20 protein-coding genes are annotated in these 18,898 nt (G+C 45.6%); 13 read left to right on the top strand and 7 right to left on the bottom strand.

Features of this window, described 5'->3' with window-relative positions; all coding sequences use genetic code 11:
• Positions 1-95: 95 nt before the first annotated feature.
• The 6 genes from tssI (RO21_RS08495) to tagH are packed head-to-tail and all read right to left on the bottom strand — an operon-like array spanning position 96 to position 5,977.
• A complete protein-coding gene (gene tssI, locus RO21_RS08495) occupies positions 96-1,448 on the bottom strand; it encodes a type VI secretion system tip protein TssI/VgrG (protein WP_053067753.1) in 1,353 nt (450 codons plus the stop codon).
• The gene (tssI, locus tag RO21_RS13655) at positions 1,348-2,094 is read right to left on the bottom strand and encodes a type VI secretion system tip protein TssI/VgrG (protein WP_053067752.1); all 747 of its coding nucleotides are present in this window, start codon (positions 2,092-2,094) and stop codon (positions 1,348-1,350) included. Before tssI (RO21_RS13655) ends, tssI (RO21_RS08495) begins: the two co-directional genes overlap by 101 nt.
• Positions 2,095-2,119: 25 nt before the next feature.
• Positions 2,120-2,869: a type IVB secretion system protein IcmH/DotU gene (gene icmH / locus RO21_RS08490; protein WP_047977359.1), complete on the bottom strand. Its 750-nt coding sequence runs from the start codon at positions 2,867-2,869 to the stop codon at positions 2,120-2,122.
• Positions 2,870-2,872: 3 nt separating this feature from the next.
• The gene (gene tssK / locus RO21_RS08485; RefSeq protein ID WP_047977358.1) at positions 2,873-4,219 is read right to left on the bottom strand and encodes a type VI secretion system baseplate subunit TssK; all 1,347 of its coding nucleotides are present in this window, start codon (positions 4,217-4,219) and stop codon (positions 2,873-2,875) included.
• Between the two features lie 2 nt (positions 4,220-4,221).
• On the bottom strand, positions 4,222-4,761 hold the full coding sequence (tssJ, locus tag RO21_RS08480; protein WP_064774266.1) for a type VI secretion system lipoprotein TssJ: 540 nt from the start codon (positions 4,759-4,761) through the stop codon (positions 4,222-4,224).
• Between the two features lie 10 nt (positions 4,762-4,771).
• Entirely contained in the window at positions 4,772-5,977 is a 1,206-nt protein-coding gene (gene tagH / locus RO21_RS08475; protein WP_053067751.1) for a type VI secretion system-associated FHA domain protein TagH, read from the bottom strand.
• 306 nt (positions 5,978-6,283) lie between these two features.
• Here tagH and RO21_RS08470 point away from each other — a divergent pair, with 306 nt between their 5' ends.
• The 9 genes from RO21_RS08470 to RO21_RS08435 are packed head-to-tail and all read left to right on the top strand — an operon-like array spanning position 6,284 to position 15,220.
• Positions 6,284-7,477, top strand: a complete 1,194-nt coding sequence (locus RO21_RS08470) for an ornithine--oxo-acid transaminase (protein WP_047977356.1) — start codon at positions 6,284-6,286, stop codon at positions 7,475-7,477.
• Between the two features lie 55 nt (positions 7,478-7,532).
• Positions 7,533-8,930 (top strand): Na+/H+ antiporter NhaC, encoded by a 1,398-nt coding sequence (nhaC, locus tag RO21_RS08465; RefSeq protein ID WP_047977355.1) that lies wholly within the window; start codon positions 7,533-7,535, stop codon positions 8,928-8,930.
• Positions 8,931-8,966: 36 nt separating this feature from the next.
• A complete protein-coding gene (locus RO21_RS13130; RefSeq protein ID WP_162198525.1) occupies positions 8,967-9,146 on the top strand; it encodes a hypothetical protein in 180 nt (59 codons plus the stop codon).
• 17 nt (positions 9,147-9,163) lie between these two features.
• Positions 9,164-9,478, top strand: coding sequence for a ribosome silencing factor (gene rsfS, locus RO21_RS08460; RefSeq protein WP_047977354.1), 315 nt, complete (start codon positions 9,164-9,166; stop codon positions 9,476-9,478).
• Positions 9,478-9,945 carry a 23S rRNA (pseudouridine(1915)-N(3))-methyltransferase RlmH gene (rlmH, locus tag RO21_RS08455; RefSeq protein WP_047977353.1) on the top strand — a complete coding sequence of 156 codons (468 nt, stop codon included), beginning with the start codon at positions 9,478-9,480 and terminating at the stop codon, positions 9,943-9,945. The genes rsfS and rlmH overlap by 1 nt, the downstream gene beginning before the upstream one ends.
• 6 nt (positions 9,946-9,951) lie before the next feature.
• The gene (gene mrdA, locus RO21_RS08450; RefSeq protein ID WP_047977352.1) at positions 9,952-11,898 is read left to right on the top strand and encodes a penicillin-binding protein 2; all 1,947 of its coding nucleotides are present in this window, start codon (positions 9,952-9,954) and stop codon (positions 11,896-11,898) included.
• Complete coding sequence (gene rodA, locus RO21_RS08445) at positions 11,879-13,015, top strand: rod shape-determining protein RodA (RefSeq protein WP_047977351.1); 1,137 nt, start codon at positions 11,879-11,881, stop codon at positions 13,013-13,015. The genes mrdA and rodA overlap by 20 nt, the downstream gene beginning before the upstream one ends.
• A 42-nt stretch (positions 13,016-13,057) precedes the next feature.
• Positions 13,058-14,026, top strand: a complete 969-nt coding sequence (locus RO21_RS08440) for a septal ring lytic transglycosylase RlpA family protein (RefSeq protein WP_053067750.1) — start codon at positions 13,058-13,060, stop codon at positions 14,024-14,026.
• Between the two features lie 12 nt (positions 14,027-14,038).
• Positions 14,039-15,220 carry a serine hydrolase gene (locus tag RO21_RS08435; protein ID WP_047977350.1) on the top strand — a complete coding sequence of 394 codons (1,182 nt, stop codon included), beginning with the start codon at positions 14,039-14,041 and terminating at the stop codon, positions 15,218-15,220.
• A gap of 253 nt (positions 15,221-15,473) precedes the next feature.
• Here RO21_RS08435 and RO21_RS08430 read toward each other — a convergent pair whose 3' ends face one another.
• A complete protein-coding gene (locus RO21_RS08430; protein ID WP_047977349.1) occupies positions 15,474-15,917 on the bottom strand; it encodes a nuclear transport factor 2 family protein in 444 nt (147 codons plus the stop codon).
• Positions 15,918-16,041: 124 nt separating this feature from the next.
• Between RO21_RS08430 and RO21_RS08425 the strand changes: the two genes are divergently transcribed.
• The 4 genes from RO21_RS08425 (at position 16,042) to rplX (ending at position 18,894) form a co-directional block, all read left to right on the top strand.
• The gene (locus tag RO21_RS08425) at positions 16,042-16,932 is read left to right on the top strand and encodes a LysR family transcriptional regulator (protein ID WP_047977348.1); all 891 of its coding nucleotides are present in this window, start codon (positions 16,042-16,044) and stop codon (positions 16,930-16,932) included.
• Positions 16,933-17,108: 176 nt separating this feature from the next.
• The gene (locus RO21_RS08420) at positions 17,109-17,993 is read left to right on the top strand and encodes a pirin family protein (RefSeq protein ID WP_047977347.1); all 885 of its coding nucleotides are present in this window, start codon (positions 17,109-17,111) and stop codon (positions 17,991-17,993) included.
• 207 nt (positions 17,994-18,200) lie between these two features.
• The gene (gene rplN, locus RO21_RS08415) at positions 18,201-18,572 is read left to right on the top strand and encodes a 50S ribosomal protein L14 (RefSeq protein WP_005711998.1); all 372 of its coding nucleotides are present in this window, start codon (positions 18,201-18,203) and stop codon (positions 18,570-18,572) included.
• 10 nt (positions 18,573-18,582) lie between these two features.
• Entirely contained in the window at positions 18,583-18,894 is a 312-nt protein-coding gene (gene rplX / locus RO21_RS08410) for a 50S ribosomal protein L24 (RefSeq protein WP_047977346.1), read from the top strand.
• Positions 18,895-18,898: the final 4 nt, after the last annotated feature.

Genomic DNA, 18,898 nt, shown 5'->3' with positions numbered 1-18,898 from the left:
CAGTTTGTTTTGCTTGTACTGACTTAAACGACTTCTTCTCATAGGGATTATTCTAACCTGAAATTAGATTTCCCTAGTTATCTAGTACAGCCCCTTTATTTTTTTAACTGTGCTAAGGACTGTAAGCAATCCGGCATAAGCTCATTAGCATCTTGAAATGTCATTTCAGAATTTTGGTGAACCGGGTTTTTCTCCATCATCCCAATATGCTTACCATCCAACCATATTCCCTCGGCGTTCATTAAAATAGTCGATTGCCCGAAGCGTAATAGGATTTTCTCATTATCCAGCGTGATAGAGGTCTGCTCACCGACTTCTAACTCAATATGGTCTTTGCCATACTGGAAAATCTCTTTCGCCACAGTACTTTTGAGCAGGCTGACCGTCTCTAAGTTACTGCCGGCTAAGACGGATTTGACATCATTTCCGGTGGTGATTTGGGCGGTTCTGCCCCGACCGATAGTGGTCGTTTGTGTGTTATCGACAGTTAAATGGCGGTCGTGCCGAATATGATTGCGTTGGTCGTGTTTGACTAAGGTTGCCATATCCCGCTCGGCGTGCATCTCAAACAGTTCATTGTGGGGGGCATCGTCAAACATCATACTGTTATAGCCTTTTCCCTTGTAGGTTTTGGATTTAATGTACATTTGGGTGCGGCTTTGTGGGAGATGTCCTGGCGGCAGATGTGTGCCGTTGTAAACACGCCCGATGATTATTGGTTGGTCGGGGTCGCCTTCTTGAAAACTGACAAGGACTTCCTGTCCGATACGGGGAAGGGAAAGCATTCCCCAGCCTTCGCCTGCCCAATGGCTGGCGACTCGTATCCAGCAGGAACTACGGTCATTGTGTTGCCCCTCTCTGTCCCAATGAAATTGTACCTTAACTCGCCCGTAATTATCGGTAAAAATCTCTTCACCGGGTGGCCCGACAACGGTCGCGGTTTGTGTGCCGTGAATTTGAGGCTTTTGTGGTAGATTGATACGCCAGCTTTGGGCTCGGGGGATAACGTGAAAGTGGTTGGTCAGGTAACACCCTTGGGAGGTATCCGTCTGCTGATGTCCCTCTTCCAGACTTTGAGGTTGCTCGCCATGATGACGGACGGCAGTGATTTGCCACAGTTGGTTAAAGTCGGCTTTAGGGTGGTCGGTCAGTTTTAAAAAACGCCCCGGACTAAGTATTGCTGCGTTGCTGGCACCTTCACCGCAATGAACATCTCGCCGTAAACTGTCGATACGGTATCGGGTAAAGGCTTGCCCCCATTCACTGGTTTTAAAACGCCCGGGATAATCATAGTGTTCGTGGCGTATATTGCCTGCTTCGTTATCAAAGGGCTGATATGCGCGCTCTTTATGCTGATGTAAATAAGGCCAATGGGCTTTTAAAGTTAAAATCGTTGAGGCTGGCCATATAGGGGCGAAGGTTACCGCCGAAACGGAAAGTGCTGACACTAGACTCGGTATTCCCTTGTTGAGGCACACGGTAAGGCAGGCAGATTTGGGCGGCTTTTGTGGCATTGAGATAGGCAACATCGTCGTAAAATACTACGCTATTCCGACCGCTTGCAGTTTGCTCAAATGTGAATAGGATACCCTCTTCGGCAGTTAAACGCTGTAAGAAGTCAAAGTCGGTTTCACGGTATTGGACGCAATATTCTCTTACCGGGTGGTCGAAACGGAAAGCAAACTGGTAATCGACAATACGGTGTTCGTCCAGTAGCTGTGCTAAGATATGACGTAGGTCTTTTTTCTGAAAAATCCGGCAATTATGGCGTAGGGTCAACTGATAGAGTTGAGGCGAGAGGGTAAGGTGGTAGAAAGTATGATGAAATCCGCTATCACCGGTATCAAAATGGCAGATAAGCCCGGTGATTTCTCGCAGAAGTACGCCGGCTTGGTATAGACGTAAGGTGCCGTTTTTACCCAGCAGGGTGGAAAAATCTAAGGTTTGATAGCGGCTGACGGCTTGTATGTCTAATGTGAAGAGTTGGCTGTAAGCCTCATCTAATGTGAAGGAGACGACCTCCAGTCTGATGTTGTTGTCAATTGGCAGGGTTAATTCAAAATAGAGTCCGGTGGTGCGGGTGTTTTGAATCATAGTCGTTCCTCACTTTGTTTGGGCTTTAATGTAAGAGATTGCCAATTTGTTTTAAGATTGCTTGCGTTTGGTAATGTAACTTAAACGCATAAACGCTATATATCCCGCTTAAGATTATCAGACCTAAACAGGCATAGTGTTTAATCCCCCATTTTTTGAGAAGCAGATAGCGGGATTTTTTTAGGTTGGGGGTATGATGCAGCACGATTTGACCCGGCTCGGGCGTGAGTTCTCGAATATAGCGGTAGAGATTCTGATAAATCTCATTAAATTCTACTGAGGATTGCTGCACTTTATAACGACCACGAAATCCCAAACTAAAACAGAGGAAAAGAAACTCTAGGAGTTCTTTATAACGCTTCGGTTCGGTCAGTAATTTATCCAGTAAAAGATACACTTTCTCACCCCCCCAAGTTTCATTATGGAAATGGGTGAGAAGGGATTGTTTATACCAATCGCTTTGGCGATCCCACCCGTGCCCGAGTGCAATTTCATCAATAAAGGTGCAAAGAATATAACGAAAAGAGACCACGACAGCCGGTTCATAATGCTGTGCCTGAAGGGTATGTTCAATGGCGGTGATATCCCGCACGACTTGCTGATATAATCCTTTTGGAATATCACGATCTGCCAATTCTTTTAAGCGTAATACCATTCCCAGTAGCGGCGTAGCCGCGTCAATCATCGGGTTGATATTATGCCCTCTTAATGCGAGGTGATAGTGATAAGCTAAATCAAGTTCGTCTGATGAAAGGTGATAGTCTAATTCAGCCATAGATTATCCTCGAATTGCCCACAGTTGCATATCCAATGCCGGAAAGTGTCCGGATACATGGAAAGCCAGTGCGTGATGTGTCTTAATTTGCTGCCATTCTTGACCGAGTGTATCCAACTTAAAGTAGGTGTAACCGGAATGATACGGGAGTTGGCGTGGTACGGCACTTAACGGTGTGAGTAATACCCCCGGTAACTGTATACTCACTAAGTGGCGTAGGTTATCCGGTGAGGTGATTTTCGTTTGTTGCACAAATTGGCGGCGTAGCTGTTCATCAGGGATTTGTGCTGTTACGGCTAATATAAATTCGGCCCGTTCTAAGAGATCCCGATCGTTGATTGAAGCGATCTTAATACCGTGCTCACGATCAATCAGTTGAATAGAGACGGCTCTAGGCATTAATACGGTACTCAGTGCAATCCGAATACCCCGTAATACGTCATTAAAGGTACCGGTTAAATCGTCGTGATCGTATTCTGGGTAAATGTGTGCAATGCGGGAGGCGTCGGTAAAGGTCATCAATTCACCGGCAAAACTGATTAAGTGCCGATATAAAAACTCTGGGTGAATAGTCGGCTGGGCTTGTAAATGTGTATAAAACGGAAACTGCCTGTTTAAAAGTTGTAGCATTAAAAACTCGGTAACATCGGCAATCCCTTGTTGGCTCGGTGAACCGATACGAGAAGAGAGCGTGCCGGTGCGCTGATCGAGTGTGCCGGCAATTTCAGTCAAGAAATCCCGTAGAATGGTTGAGGCTTTGACGGATAAACAGGTTGGGATAAATTGCTGGTCCAACTCAATTCTACCGTCTTGTTCAATATGACGAATACGGGCAATCAAAATACAGGTATAGGCACTGCGATCTTCAGACCCTTGCATTAAACGGGGCGCAAGGCGGGCAACGAATACCTGAGCATTATTCCCTTGTGGTGTATGCACATCTCGAACCTCTTGCACATCTTCTCTATAACGAACCGTACGAGCATCCGATGTGTGATAGGCGGATTGAATATCGTTAACGGAAGGGTTTGTTGTGGGTAAGGCTAAATAAATATCTTGGCTTTCGCGGGTACTAATATCTTTGATATCAATCGTATCCGGTAAAAAATCTTCGGACGGCATAGAAAAAGGAGTGCCGTCATTAAATATGCCGGAGGCTGAAAGCAATCCGAACTTCCCTAAATTTAACAGTTCCCGGTTAATCTCAAGGGCACTTATGCCATAGTGATAGTGAGACAGTGTGGTAAGCTGACTATGCAGTAAATAATCAATATGGCGTTGCTGTTGCTGAAAATGTTGTGGCTTGATGAAGAGCCCTTCTTGCCAAATAATACGATTTTGACTCGACATATTTATTCCTTTTCCACTTTAATAATAAGATGTTGTTTTTTAACTTGTGCTAAGACGTGATAACGATGACCGCCTGTACCGTTTAATTTAATGACCTGCTTCCATTCCGATATTTCGGGATTGGAATAATAGGCAATCAGTCCAAGATACTGGTTTTTCTCGTCTAACGTTATCTCGGGTAAAGGTTTGTATTGTGCAGGGACTAGGGTGTAATCTTGATGATCTAAATAGTTTTTACCGAGAATATCTTTAAGTTCCGTCTCTTGTAATTGGTCATAGTAAGTCGCCTGTAACATTGAATCTTCCGTGAGATAAATTACTTGCAGATTGATAGGCGAAGGCTGATTAGCACTGTTAGGGTTAATATTCGGTTCGGCTAATAGGGTTAATCGTAGCGTTGAAGGCTGATCCGTATCCTTACCGACCTGAATAGACGGATCCATAATGACTTGCCCGATCTTTTTTGCCGCATCAATGGCGCTGCTACAACCACTTGTTGCCCACGCCACCAGACACATTAACGTAAAGTGTAGTAATTTCACGTGATTATCCTTAATTTTTATGGGCGTCCCTTAATGCCTTATCGTAGGCTTGTGAATAGACTTCCCAAAACAATTTTTCAAACCCAAATTGACGAGCAGAGGTGAGCTCTTGATAATAATTGTTGTACATTTCCCACGCCCAAGCATCGGTTGTCGCTTGGCGCTCATTGCTACGGCGATAGTTTTCAAACCGATTTAATAGGGTATTGGGGGAGAATGCGGCTAAAATCGCATTTAATGCGGCGGTAATCGCAATCGTATTTGCTTTATTGTGTAACAATACATTATGTAAGCTTTCCGAAACGGCCGCCGGTGCGGATAAATGTACCGGACTTTTTTTCGCACCAAAGAGAATATCAATAGTGGTGCTGTAATCTAAATTTAATCGCAACGGATTATCTTCAATCGGTCTTAAATGTTTATCGGATAAGTTATTCTTTTCTTTTTGCAGTGCAAGTAAACCCATAATTGCTGCGTGTAAAGTTTTACCGATTTCTTCAAGAAAATCATTAGCCGTTTGCGTATCTTCAATCGGAAGAGTTGTGTGTAATTCTCGTATTAAAGGGGTTAAGGCAACATGATGCGCATTTAATGTTTCTGAATGTTGTCCTGTAACCGTATCAGGCAAATCCAGAAAAGTCTGATCGAACTCACGTTCTTTGAAAGTGGAAGTTTGTGGCTTATTTGCAAGAGGCGATTCATCAGCAATCGGCATTTGAGCCTGTGTGTCTGCTATTGTTTCATTTAATGCAACTAAAGGGTCGTCAAATTTTTTCATTGTCGGTGTCTCAGAAGTGGATAGCGGTGAGCGTAAGCGGGAAATAGAAGTGTGTCCGGACAGCATAGTATGTAACGAGGCTGTCTCAGATTGAACTATTTCCTCAATGGTTTGGGGGATATTTGTATCTGCATTCTTCTCCAAATTCACTCGAATCACCAAATCGCCTACTGAAATAATATCGCCCTGTTTTAAGCGAATAAAACCGGATTTTGGGGTAAATTCAGCGTGATTCAGTAAAAGCGATTGATGGAGAACTAATAAACAGAAATGATGATCACGCCATTCAATCCGAAATTGATTGGCGGGGATATTTTTATGCAAATCTTGGATAACCCAATGATTGTTTTCCCCACTCCCGACTTGCCCGCCTTCAGGACTAAAATGAGAGGAAACCATTTTACCGCTTTCGAGGTGGGTACTATTGGTAATTGTCATTGAGAGTCGGTTTTTCGGTGTTTGTGACATAATAAAATTCGAGTGTATTGGAGAGGATGTTGAAAAAAGTCTAACAAATTTTAGGCAGGGACTCTACTAAAATTATTAAAGAGCGTTATATATGATTGTAGAAGATGTTCTTACAGCATTTTTACCTAAGCACTTCATAAAAAAGTAAGAGACGCATTCTTCGGATAAACAAAAATGAGAACTAGATCATAAATTTCACAAATTTTTCGTTCCTTTTGCGTAAAAGTTGTTACAATCGACGGGTGTTTAACATTTGATTAACAATAAGGACGTATTATGTCTGCTTTATCTCAGCAACTTATCTCTCAAACCGAACAGTATGGCGCACGCAATTATCTTCCTTTGCCGATTGTGATTAGCAAGGCGAAGGGGATTTGGGTCGAAGATCCGGAGGGCAAACGTTATTTGGATATGCTCAGTGCGTATTCGGCGGTCAATCAAGGGCATTGCCACCCGAAAATCGTGCAGGCGTTAAAAGATCAGGCGGACAAAGTTACCCTCACTTCTCGGGCGTTTTATAATGATCAACTTGGTATTTGGTATGAAAAAATCTGCCAATTAACCAAAAAATCAATGGCTTTGCCGATGAATACGGGGGCGGAAGCGGTTGAAACGGCGATCAAGGCGGCACGCCGTTGGGGCTATGATGTCAAGGGTATTGCAGAAAATCGGGCGGAAATTATCGCTTGCGTAGGCAATTTCCACGGGCGGACAATGGCGGCGGTGTCGCTCTCTTCCGATCCGGACTACCAACGGGGCTTCGGGCCGTTATTGCCGGGGATTAAGCTAGTTCCGTACGGTGATTTGGAGGCATTAAAGCAGGCGATTACCCCTAACACCGCCGCTTTCTTAGTCGAACCGATTCAAGGCGAAGCCGGCATCATTATCCCACCAAAAGATTTCCTCAAACAAGCCTACCAACTCTGTCAGCAAAATAATGTCCTCTTTATCGCCGATGAAATCCAAGCGGGGCTTGGGCGTACCGGTAAATTGTTTGCCTGCGAGTGGGAAGGGTTTGAGCCGGATATGTATATTCTCGGTAAAGCGTTAGGTGGCGGGGTCTTCCCGATTTCCTGTGTGGTGGCGGACAAAGCTATTTTAGGGGTGTTTAACCCCGGCTCGCACGGCTCGACTTTCGGGGGAAATCCGTTAGCTTGTGCCGTATCAATCGCTTCGCTTGATGTACTGATTGAAGAGAATCTCGCCGAGCGTTCACGGGAATTGGGCGACTATTTCTTAGCGGAATTGAAAAAAATCCAGCACCCTTCCATTAAAGAGGTGCGGGGGCGTGGCTTGTTCATCGGTTTGGAATTACACGAAGCCGCTCGCCCGTACTGCGAAGCCTTAAAAGAAAAAGGTTTGTTATGTAAAGAAACGCACGATACGGTGATTCGCTTTGCCCCACCACTCGTGATTGAAAAAGCGGATCTCGACTGGGCGTTGGCACGCATTCGTGAAGTATTAAGTTAAGCAGACTGCTTGCAAAAAACAGAGAAAAAATAACCGCTTGTAAGCAGGAGGAACTATGCAAACACAACAAGATATTCGTATTCCCTTTATTTATTCCGTACTACCGATTGTCGTGATGGTCAGCGTAATGGCGGTGGCAATTATTAAATTTGAAGCCTCGCCACACGTGCCGTTGTTGATTGGGGCGGTTACCGCCAGTTGTATCGCACTCTATTTTGGTTATAGCTGGGATACGATTGAAAAAGGGATTTATCGTGGCATTAAAATGGCGTTACCTGCGATAGTCATCATCATTATGATTGGGCTGACTATTGGGGCGTGGCTGGGCGGCGGCATTGTCGCCACGATGATTTACTATGGCTTGAAGCTGATTTCACCCTCGCTGTTTTTGTTTACCATTTGTATTATCTGTGCCATTGTAACCTTGGCAATCGGTAGTTCGTGGTCAACAATGGGGACAATCGGCGTAGCGGCAATGGGTATCGGGTTGAGTATCGGCATTCCGGCACCGATGGTGGCTGGTGCGGTGATCTCCGGTGCGTACTTCGGCGATAAAATGTCGCCGCTCTCGGATACTACCAATCTTGCTGCGGGTATTACCGGCACACCGCTGTTTGACCATATTCGCCATATGTTTATTACCTCCGTACCGGCGTTTATTATTGCACTTGGCGTCTATCTTTATATGGGCTTTCAGTTTGCTAACGATAATGTAGATTTAAGTAAAATCACCGATATTATGCAGGCAATGGAGCGGAATTTCGTGATTTCGCCGTGGTTATTAGCGGTGCCGGTATTGGTAGTGGTATTAGTTGCGAAGAAAGTGCCGGCATTGCCTGCATTGACCGCGGGGATTTTAATGGGCTGGCTCTGCCATATTTTTGTACAAGGCGGCGAGGTAGCGGTTGCAGTGAAAACCTTGCACGACGGCTATAAAATTGAGAGCGGGCACGAAATGATCGACACGCTGTTTAATCGGGGCGGGATTGAGTCAATGATGTACACCATTTCATTGACGATTGTGGCAATGACTTTTGGCGGTATTGCCGAGCAAACGGGAATGCTACGTTCTGTGGTGGAAACGATTTTAAACTTCGCCAAAAAAGCCTCCAGCCTGATTATTGCCACCATTTTTTCGGCAATTGTAACCAACATTACCACCTCCGAGCAATATATCTCCATTTTATTACCGGGCAGAATGTATGTAACCGCCTATCAAAATAAAGGGCTAAGTTCAAAAAATCTTTCCCGTGCATTGGAAGACGGCGGCACGGTAACTTCCGTACTTGTGCCGTGGAACACCTGTGGGGTATTTGCCTTCTCAATGTTGCAGGTCAGTGCGTTTGAATATGCCCCTTATGCAGTGATGAATTACACCATTCCGGTGATTGCGATCATTCTCGCTAGCCTTAATATTCGCATTGAGTATCTGCCGAAAGACGATCAAACCTAGCAAACAGCAAACACAACACAATAAAAAAACACTCCATTGAGTACCTCTACAAGCGGTGAGATTAGCACGATTTTTTGCAAATCCCACCGCTTTCTTTTTGACGGGCTGCCGAATGCGCCTGATTTCTATGCTATACTTCACCCCTTTTATACCTTTATTATCTTAGGTCGGTACAATCAACATTGCCAAAAAATCGGCAAAACCGACCGCTTGTAATGAGAAGAACATATAATATGGCACAGAATTTAGTTGATTTTTTAGTTGAAACCCTGTCAGGTTTAAAAGCACAAGAGATTCAAGCAATTGATGTCAAAGGAAAATCCAGCATTACCGATACAATGATCCTCTGCACCGGCACTTCGAGTCGCCACGTGGCATCTACTGCCGATAATCTGATTGAAGAGAGTAAAAAAGCCGGCGTTGAGGTATTTGCTCACGAAGGCAAAGCCGTTGCCGACTGGATTGTGATCGACTTCGGGCAGGCAATTGTGCATATTCTGCAACGGGAAAGCCGCGAATTGTATCAACTCGAAAAATTGTGGATCTAATGAAAATTCAGTTAATTGCGGTGGGAACTAAAATGCCCGATTGGGTAACAAAAGGATTTGAAGAATATCAGCGCCGCTTTCCCAAAGATATGCCGTTTGAGCTGGTGGAAATTCCGGCGGGTAAACGGGGTAAAAATGCTGATATTAAACGTATTTTGGAACAGGAAGGACGGTTGATGCTCAACGCTTGCGGGCGGGGGCGGATTGTCAGCTTAGATATTCCCGGTAAACCTTGGACGACCCCGCAACTTGCCGAGCAGTTGGAAAGTTGGAAAAATGACGGGCGGGATGTGTGCCTGCTCATCGGCGGGCCGGAGGGGCTTTCTCCCGAATGTAAAGCGGCGGCGGAGCAAAGTTGGTCGCTTTCCCCGCTGACCCTACCGCACCCACTCGTGCGAGTGGTGGTCGCGGAAAGTTTGTATCGGGCGTGGTCTTTAACCACCAATCACCCTTATCACCGAGAATAACGTGCAATGTTTGGCAAACTGGGCAAATTAACGAAACCCAAACACTACGAAAAAGTCCGCAACGGGCAGGCAGAGTTAAATCTGTTTATCCGTCGGGCGTTGATTGCTTTTCTCGGCGTATTAGGGCTGACGGGCATTTTGCTGACGAATCTATATCATTTGCAAATTACCGACTATGAATCCTACCAAACCCGTTCCAACGGCAATCGCATCAAGTTGTTGCCGGTTACGCCGACAAGAGGGCTGATTTACGATCGTAACGGTAAAGTATTGGCGGAAAACTTAACCTTTTTCGGCTTATATATTGTGCCGGAAAAGGTGGATAATTTAGAGCAAACGCTGGCGGAATTGCAGGCGTTGGTCGGTTTGAGCGAGGCGGATATTGATAATTTTCGTAAGGAAAAGAAACGTTCGTCTCGCTATACGCCGATTTTGCTTAAACCGGATTTGACCGAAGAGCAGATCGCCCGCTTTTCGGTCAATCAGCATCGTTTTCAGGGAATGGATATTCACCCCTATTTCAAACGGAATTACCCGTACGGCGAAATAATGACCCATATTCTCGGCTATGTCGCTAAAATTAACGATAAGGATAAAAAACGGCTGCAAGATGAGGGGAAATTCGGTAATTATGCTGGCTCGCACGATATTGGAAAACTGGGGATTGAGAAGTTTTATGAAGATCAGCTTCACGGCACAACCGGTTTTGAAGAAGTGGAAATCAATAACCGGGGCAAAGTGATCCGCAAACTGCGGGATCAAGCGGCGGTTGCCGGCGGCAGTATTCGCTTGACCATTGATGTCGAACTGCAACGCTATGTTGCCGATTTACTCGGTAATCATCGAGGCTCGGTGGTGGTGCTTGACCCTCGTGATAGTAGTATTTTAGCGATGGTAACGACACCGAGTTACGACAATAATCTGTTTGTGGACGGCATTTCAGGTAAGGATTATAAGCAAGTATTGGACGATCCTGACCGCCCTTTGTACAGTCGGGCAACGCAAGGGACTTACCCACCCGCCTCCACGATTAAACCGTTTATGGCAGTGGCGGGCTTGGCGGAAGGCAAAATTACGCCGACTAAAACCGTGTTTGACCCCGGCTACTGGCTCTTACCCGGTACAACCCAACGCTTTCGGGATTGGAAAAAAAGCGGACACGGCAGCACAGATGTGAATAAAGCAATCACCGAGTCGTCGGATACCTATTTTTATCAGCTCGCCTACGATATGGGGATCGATAAAATGTCCGATTGGATGAAAATGTTCGGTTTTGGGGTCAAAACCGGCATTGATTTGCACGAAGAATCCTCAGGGATTATGCCAAGCCGTGAGTGGAAACAGAAACGCTATAAAAAAGGCTGGATTCCGGGGGATACCATTTCTGTCGGCATTGGGCAGGGCTATTGGATTTCCACGCCGTTGCAATTAGCGAAGGCAACGGCGGTGCTTATCAATAACGGACGGGTGAATACCCCGCATTTAATGAAAGAGATTATGTCCACTGAAACGATCCCTTATCAAGATCCGCTGCTGTATGACGATATTAAAAACGTGCCGGCCCGTTACTGGCAGATTGCCAAGCTCGGTATGTACAATGTGATTAACGCCAGCAATGGGACGGGGCGAAAAGCCTTTGCCGGTGCGTCTTACCGTGCGGCAGGTAAAACGGGGACGGCGCAGGTGTTCAGCTTAAAAGGTGCGACCTATAACAAGCACGCAATCTCAAAGAAATTGCACGATCACGGCTGGTTTATCGGCTATGCACCTTACGACAATCCAACGGTGGTGGTGGCGGTGATTTTAGAAAATGCCGGCGGTGGTGGTAGCACGGCTGCGCCAATGGGACGTAAAGTGATGGATTATGCGTTGAACCAATCCGTAGCACGTCCGGATTTGCAAAAAAATGACGATAACGCACCGCCTGTCAATAATGGGGAACGCCGTGAATAAATTTTTAGCTCGTTTTTGGAAAGTGTTCGCATTGGATATTTTCCTGCTGACCGGTCTGCTGGCGGTTACCGGCTATGGTTTAATTGTATTGTATAGTGCCAGCGGCGGCAGTGAAAAAATGTTTATCAGCCGCCTATTCCAAGTCGGCTTAGGCTTGGGGCTAATGCTGGTGATGGCATTTTTCCCGCCACGCTTTTATGAAAAACTTGCCCCGTATCTGTATGTGGTGTGCATTATCCTACTCGTGTTGGTCGATGTGGCAGGGGAAACCAGTAAGGGCGCGCAGCGTTGGCTGAATTTGGGCTTTATTCGCTTTCAGCCGTCTGAAATTGCTAAACTTGCCGTGCCGCTAATGGTGGCGACTTATTTAGGCAAGCGTCCGCTACCACCGGATTTTCGGGATACCTTTATTGCTTTGGCGATGATTATTGTGCCAACCTTATTGGTGGCGTTACAGCCGGATTTAGGTACATCTATTTTGGTGTGTGCGGCGGGGATTTTTGTCTTATTCCTTGCCGGTTTGAGCTGGAAGCTGATCGGCGCGGGTGTTGTATTCTTAGCCGGTTTTATCCCGATAATGTGGTTCTATTTAATGCACGACTACCAGAAAACACGGGTAATGACGCTGATTGATCCGGAAAAAGATCCGCTCGGTTCGGGGTATCACATTATCCAATCGAAAATTGCGATTGGCTCGGGGGGGATTGAAGGCAAAGGCTGGATGGAAGGCACACAATCACAGTTGGAATTTTTGCCCGAACCCCATACGGATTTTATTTTTGCGGTATTGGGTGAAGAACACGGCTTGATCGGCGTGTTGATTTTATTGGCGATCTATCTGTTTATTATCGCTCGCGGGCTGACGATCGGCGCAAAAGCCGGCACGGCATTCGGGCGGATTTTATCCGGCGGCACGGCATTGCTGTTTTTTGTGTATGTGTTCGTTAATATTGGTATGGTAAGCGGGATTTTGCCTGTAGTGGGCGTGCCTTTACCTCTGTTTAGCTATGGGGGAACGTCCTATGTTACCCTGATGGCAGCTTTTGGGTTGATGATGTCCGCTTATGTTCACCGTGAACGTAAGGACAAAAATAATCCGTTTAATAAATTAAAATAACGCAATCGTCTGCATCGTGCAGGGGAATTTAAGGAGGATTGAATGAAATTCACAAAATTTGCCGCCGTATTGATGGCAATCTTAATGGCATTGTTGCCCACGCAGAGTTTTGGTGCAACTAAAGGTTCGATAAAAAAGTCATCACCAAAAAAGACAGTGGTGAAAAAAGCAACCAAGAAAACGGCGGTTACTCAAAAAAAGCCGTCAGCTATGGCAAATGAAACCAAAACCCTTTACGGCGTGAAAGGGGCAAAGTTGCAGCCGACTAAAGTCAGCACGAAGCGTTACAGTTACCGTGAAAAAGGTAAAACGCATACAACGATCAGCAAAGAGGCATCTCGTCTGTATAGTCAAACGGGCGTTGCCAGCTATTATGGCGGAATGTTCCACGGGCGAAAAACCGCAAGCGGTGAGATCTTCAATAAAAATGCCTATACGGCGGCGCATAAAACCTTAGCGTTAGGTTCTTATGCGTTAGTTACCAATTTACGCAATGGGCGTAAGGTGATTGTGAAAATCAACGATCGAGGTCCGTTCAGCAAAGCCCGTATTATTGATCTGTCGGTAGCGGCGGCTCGTGAAATCGGTATGTTTCATTCCGGTGTCGCAAAAGTGCGGGTGGAAGCGATGCAGGTGGATAGCCAAGGTTACATCATCGGCAAAGGCGCGGAGAGTTTACGCAAGCTGGCACAAAAAGAGGGGTTAGCCTTTAGGGTGAAAGGGTCAGGAAACAGCCTGGCGATTAAAGCGGAGATTTCGGCAAAAAAACCGGAAAAACAGACCGCTTCCAAAGCGACCAAACAGCCTTCGCCAAGTTTAACCGTGATAACCGATAACGAAAAAGAGGCGAAAAAAATCGCAAGAGCGGTAAAGCAAAAAGCCTATGTTGAAAAAGTCGGTAAGCAGTATCGGGTAGTGATCGCCGTTACCAATCTCAGCGAAAGCAAGAGCGTGAAAAAGCAGATTGTGAAATTGGCGCATTATCAATCTATTCATTATTCAGCAAAATAAACGGGACTTAATATGTTAAAGAAAAAATTACGCATTTCTGCCGGTGTGTGCGCATTGGCATTTTCCAGTATGCAATTTGCCCACGCCGATGAGATCGGGCACGGTATTCCTGCACCGCAACTGAACGCCCAAACCTTTATTTTAATGGATTACAACTCCGGGGCAGTGTTGGCGGCGTTAAATCCGGATCAGCGTCAGTACCCTGCTAGTTTAACCAAAATGATGACCAGCTATGTGATTGGCGATGCGTTAAAAAGCGGCAAAGTAAAAAACAGCGATATGATTACGGTAACGGAAAGCTCGTGGGGGCAAAAATTTCCCGGCTCGTCTAAAATGTTCCTCAACCTCAATCAGCAGGTTTCGCTGGAAGATCTGAACAAAGGGATTATTATTGTCTCCGGTAACGATGCCAGCGTAGCAGCAGCGGAGCATATTTCCGGCTCTCAGCAAGCCTTTATTGAAACGATGAATAAGTATGCCCATCAATTCGGCTTGAAAAATACCCATTTTACCACCGTACACGGCTTGGACGATGCAAACCAATATTCCTCTGCACGTGATATGGCGTTGCTCGGTATCCATATTATTCGTGATTTGCCGGACGAGTATAAAATCTACGCTGAAAAAGAGTTTACTTTCAATAAAATCAAGCAGCCTAACCGCAACGGCTTATTATGGGATAAAACCATTAATGTGGACGGAATGAAAACCGGTCATACCGATAAAGCCGGTTATAATCTGGTGGCTTCGGCGTATAACAGCAATACCCGCCTTGTGTCTGTGGTAATGGGCGTGCCGACCTACAAAGGCCGTGAAGTCGAAAGTAAAAAATTACTGCAATGGGGCTTTGCTAATTTTGAAACGGTCAAACCGCTTATTGCGGGGCAGAGCGTGTCCGAGCAGAGCGTCTATTACGGCGATTTGAACAAAGTGCAACTCGGCGTATTGCAAGACAGCTATATCACCGTGCCGAAAGGTAAAGCCGGCGAGTTGAAGGCTCGCTTCACACTAGATAAGAAAAATCTTGAAGCGCCGCTGGCGAAAGGTCAGGTAGTCGGGAAAATCGTGTATCAACTGAACGGGAAAGATCTGGCAACGATCAACCTACAAGTGATGCAAGCAGTGGAAGAAGCCGGTATTTTCGGCAAAGCGTGGGACTGGTTAGCATTAACCGTTAAAGGTTTGTTTGACTAGCCTTGATGAAACATTGAACAGTGGCACTCAATGGCGGATTTAGAATGGCATATTCAACAGCCGTATTTTTGCCGCAGTGAAAGCGTTTGGAGATCTGCTCAGCCAACCGCTTGAGGTGAATATTGTAAACCTGCTTTAAGTGAGCCTTTTGTAAATTTGACGGTGAATGTAACCGCTTGTTAAAAACCGCCCAATCTATTCAGGCGGTTTTTGTTTTTTGAGCGACTGTGTCTAAAACAATAGTTGCCGTTTATTAAAACATTCCACGCCCGCTGGCACTTTCTGTCGGCACGGCTTGGATCACGTCCCAATGCTCGATAATTTTGCCGTTTTCATCGAAACGGAAAATATCCACCACCGCCTCGCCTTTATCTTGATCGTCAAGTTGGCTGTGTACGTGCAATGCGACCAAATCGCCGTCTGCCAAAACACGTTTGATTGTGGCTTTAGATTTCGGGTTTGCTTTTAAGAAAGGCTCGAAGGCATCAACGAAGTCTTTGCCGCCGTCCGCCACAGTCGGATTGTGCTGACGATATTCCGCTCCCACATATTTATCAACCGCCTCTTGCACTTTATGCTGATTGAACGCTAATTCGTAAAAGGCGAGTACCGCTGCTTTGTTTTGTTCCGGTGTGGTGTGTGCCAATGCCGTTGTTGCAGCCGCAAGTGCGGCTAAAAAGGTGAGTGATTTTTTCATTATGTGTTCCTCTAAATGATGAAGTGTGTTTTGAATGGCAGGCATTATACTGAAATAAACTCTCGGAAAAAGTACGTTTTTTGCATATAATTGTTTCAATATAAGAAATAAATGGGAGGGTAAAATGGACAGATTAACCGCTATTCACGTCTTTCTCAGTGTTGCAGAAACGGGTAATTTTACGGTAACGGCAGAGCGATTGGGGTTATCCAAACCGATGGTTAGCCGTTATGTTGCGTTAATGGAAGAGTGGCTAAGCGCGAGATTGCTACAACGTACAACCCGTAAAGTTTCGCTGACGGATGCCGGTGAGCAAGCGGTCGTTTTCTGTCGGAAAATGGCAAATTTAAGCGAAGAAATGCAGCAGGAAATGGCGGCAATGCAGGGCGAGTTGCGAGGCGTGGTGCGTTTGTCTTGTAATGCGGCGTTCGGTGCGAACCATTTATTGCAAGCGGTGAACGATTTTCTTGCCCTACACCCGAAACTGAATATTCAGCTTCAACTGACCGATACCTTGGTCGATTTAATCGCCGAGCGGATTGATTTAGCCGTCCGCTTTACCCATAGCCCCGATCCGCATTTGGTCGCACGTAAATTGGCGGAGTGCCATTCCGTACTGGTTGCCACCCCTGAGTATTTGGCGCAATTTGGTACGCCGAGCCAATTAGAGCAACTAAGCTGCCACAGCTTTTTATCGCATATCAACGTCAATCAAAAGGTATTAACTTTTCAAAAAGCACAACAAACGGTCAGTTTAACCCTCAGCAGCCGATTTGCGACCAACGATACGAACGTATTGCTTCACAGTGTGTTGGCTCACAAGGGCATTGCAATGTTACCGACTTACTTGGTGGCGGATTTGGTGCAAAACGGCACGCTGCAAACGGTGCTGAATGAGTGGCAGCTCCCGACCTTTAATGTCTATTTACTTTACCCTAGCCGCCACCGTCTGCCCCTTGCAGTACGGACATTGATTGATTTTCTCGTTACCCGTTTTGAACAGATTGTCTGGTAAGTAAGCGGTCGGGTGCGGGCGATTTTTTGCAAATTTCATCACGAAACCGACCGCTTATTCTTTCTTTTTTAGAAATTATCTTTCAATAAAAGGCTTATTTATCTACTTGTTTTGATTATCTATAATACGTCCATCAACAAACGACAGCGTTTGAGTAATAAATAAGTGAGGATAAAATGAAAAAAGTCGCAAATGTTTGGCAAGCGCCGGAAAAACACTGGGTCGGTAACGGTTTCCACGTTCAATCAATGTTTAACTATAACGATCGTGATAAACACCTTGATCCGTTTTTATTGATGGATTATAACCCGCCGAAATATTTCCAAGGTGGTCGCCGTGATAACTCGGCATTTGATTTGCGAGGTGTGGAAGAGCACCCGCACCGTGGTTTTGAAACCGTTACCATTGCTTACCAAGGCGAAGTGGCTCATCGGGATTCACACGGTGGCGGCGGTACTATCGGCACGGGTGATGTGCAATGGATGACCGCAGGCTCAGGCATTATGCACGAAGAGATGCACTCCGAAAAATTCGCTAAAGAGGGCGGCTTATTTGAAATGGTGCAACTTTGGGTCAATTTACCGGCAAAAGATAAGATGACCGCACCAAAATATCAAGCGATTAACTCGGCGGAGATTCCGGTGGTGGCATTGCCGAACGCGGCAGGTACAGTGCGTGTGATTGCCGGTGAATTACTCCATATCCACGGGGCAGCCAGCACTTTTAGCCCAATCAATATGTGGGATACGGTGATGAATGCGGGCAAAAGCCACCTTTTCAGCGTACCGGCAGCGCATAATGTGGTGATTTTGGTGTTGGACGGCACGGTGCAAATCGGTGGTGATCACATTGCCCGCCGAGGTGAATTGGCTACCTTTGAACGTGGCGGTGCAGATGTGCTGGTTGAAGCCAATAATGATGCAAAATTGCTGATTTTAACCGGACAGCCGTTGAACGAGCCTGTTGTCGGTTACGGCCCGTTTGTAATGAACAGCCGTGAAGAAATTGTACAGGCATTTGATGATGTGAAAAACGGACGATTTGGCCGTATTGATCATTAACCCTAAAAAGCGAACTTCGGTTCGCTTTTTTATTTGCAAGCGGTCGGTCGGCGTGATTTTTTTGCAAAATTTCAATGGAAAGCGACCGCTTACCGTAAAAATTTGCTTGATATGTTGAGCATAATTATGATATATTCCGCCAGCTATTTGCATAGGGCAAGTAGATTCGTCCCGAAAGGGTGTTTTTTATTTTAACGGAGCACTAATATGATCCAAGAACAGACTATGCTGGATGTTGCTGATAACTCAGGGGCTCGTAGCGTAATGTGTATCAAGGTTCTAGGTGGATCGCACCGTCGTTACGCTGCTATTGGCGATATCATCAAAGTTACTGTAAAAGAAGCAATTCCACGCGGTAAAGTGAAAAAAGGTGATGTGTTAAAAGCAGTTGTTGTGCGCACCAAGAAGGGTGTTCGTCGCCCAGATGGCGCAGTTATTCGTTTCGATGGCAATGCTTGTGTAATCTTAAACAATAACACAGAGCAACCAATCGGTACTCGTATTTTTGGACCTGTGACGCGTGAACTTCGTTCTGAGAAGTTTATGAAGATCATCTCTTTAGCTCCAGAAGTACTATAAGGAGAATGTAATGGCTGCAAAAATCCGTCAAAACGATGAAGTAATCGTACTTACCGGTAAAGATAAAGGTAAGCGTGGTAAGGTAACTAAAGTGTTACCAAACGGTAAAGTGTTTGTTGAGGGTATCAACATTATCACTAAGCACGAAAAACCGGTGCCGGCATTAGGCAAAGCGGGTGGTTTAGTGAAAAAAGAAGCAGCGATTGATGCGTCAAATGTTGCAATCTTTAACCCTGAAACAAATAAAGCTGACCGTGTAGGATTTAGATTTGAAGACGGTAAGAAAGTACGTTTCTTCAAGTCTAACGATAAAACAATTTAATTAA

The sequence above is a fragment of the Muribacter muris genome (assembly GCF_001038205.1).
GTDB classification, from domain to species: domain Bacteria; phylum Pseudomonadota; class Gammaproteobacteria; order Enterobacterales; family Pasteurellaceae; genus Muribacter; species Muribacter muris.
Note: the sequence above shows the minus strand (reverse complement) of the source record. Positions and strands in the feature narration are given on the sequence as shown.

Coding starts and splice junctions, on each gene's coding strand:
- tssI (WP_053067752.1), bottom strand. CDS start 2,094: ATGATTCAAAACACCCGCACCACCGGACTCTATTTTGAATTAACCCTG.
- icmH (WP_047977359.1), bottom strand. CDS start 2,869: ATGGCTGAATTAGACTATCACCTTTCATCAGACGAACTTGATTTAGCT.
- tssK (WP_047977358.1), bottom strand. CDS start 4,219: ATGTCGAGTCAAAATCGTATTATTTGGCAAGAAGGGCTCTTCATCAAG.
- tagH (WP_053067751.1), bottom strand. CDS start 5,977: ATGACAATTACCAATAGTACCCACCTCGAAAGCGGTAAAATGGTTTCC.
- RO21_RS08470 (WP_047977356.1), top strand. CDS start 6,284: ATGTCTGCTTTATCTCAGCAACTTATCTCTCAAACCGAACAGTATGGC.
- nhaC (WP_047977355.1), top strand. CDS start 7,533: ATGCAAACACAACAAGATATTCGTATTCCCTTTATTTATTCCGTACTA.
- rsfS (WP_047977354.1), top strand. CDS start 9,164: ATGGCACAGAATTTAGTTGATTTTTTAGTTGAAACCCTGTCAGGTTTA.
- rlmH (WP_047977353.1), top strand. CDS start 9,478: ATGAAAATTCAGTTAATTGCGGTGGGAACTAAAATGCCCGATTGGGTA.
- mrdA (WP_047977352.1), top strand. CDS start 9,952: ATGTTTGGCAAACTGGGCAAATTAACGAAACCCAAACACTACGAAAAA.
- rodA (WP_047977351.1), top strand. CDS start 11,879: ATGGGGAACGCCGTGAATAAATTTTTAGCTCGTTTTTGGAAAGTGTTC.
- RO21_RS08440 (WP_053067750.1), top strand. CDS start 13,058: ATGAAATTCACAAAATTTGCCGCCGTATTGATGGCAATCTTAATGGCA.
- RO21_RS08435 (WP_047977350.1), top strand. CDS start 14,039: ATGTTAAAGAAAAAATTACGCATTTCTGCCGGTGTGTGCGCATTGGCA.
- RO21_RS08430 (WP_047977349.1), bottom strand. CDS start 15,917: ATGAAAAAATCACTCACCTTTTTAGCCGCACTTGCGGCTGCAACAACG.
- RO21_RS08425 (WP_047977348.1), top strand. CDS start 16,042: ATGGACAGATTAACCGCTATTCACGTCTTTCTCAGTGTTGCAGAAACG.
- RO21_RS08420 (WP_047977347.1), top strand. CDS start 17,109: ATGAAAAAAGTCGCAAATGTTTGGCAAGCGCCGGAAAAACACTGGGTC.
- rplN (WP_005711998.1), top strand. CDS start 18,201: ATGATCCAAGAACAGACTATGCTGGATGTTGCTGATAACTCAGGGGCT.
- rplX (WP_047977346.1), top strand. CDS start 18,583: ATGGCTGCAAAAATCCGTCAAAACGATGAAGTAATCGTACTTACCGGT.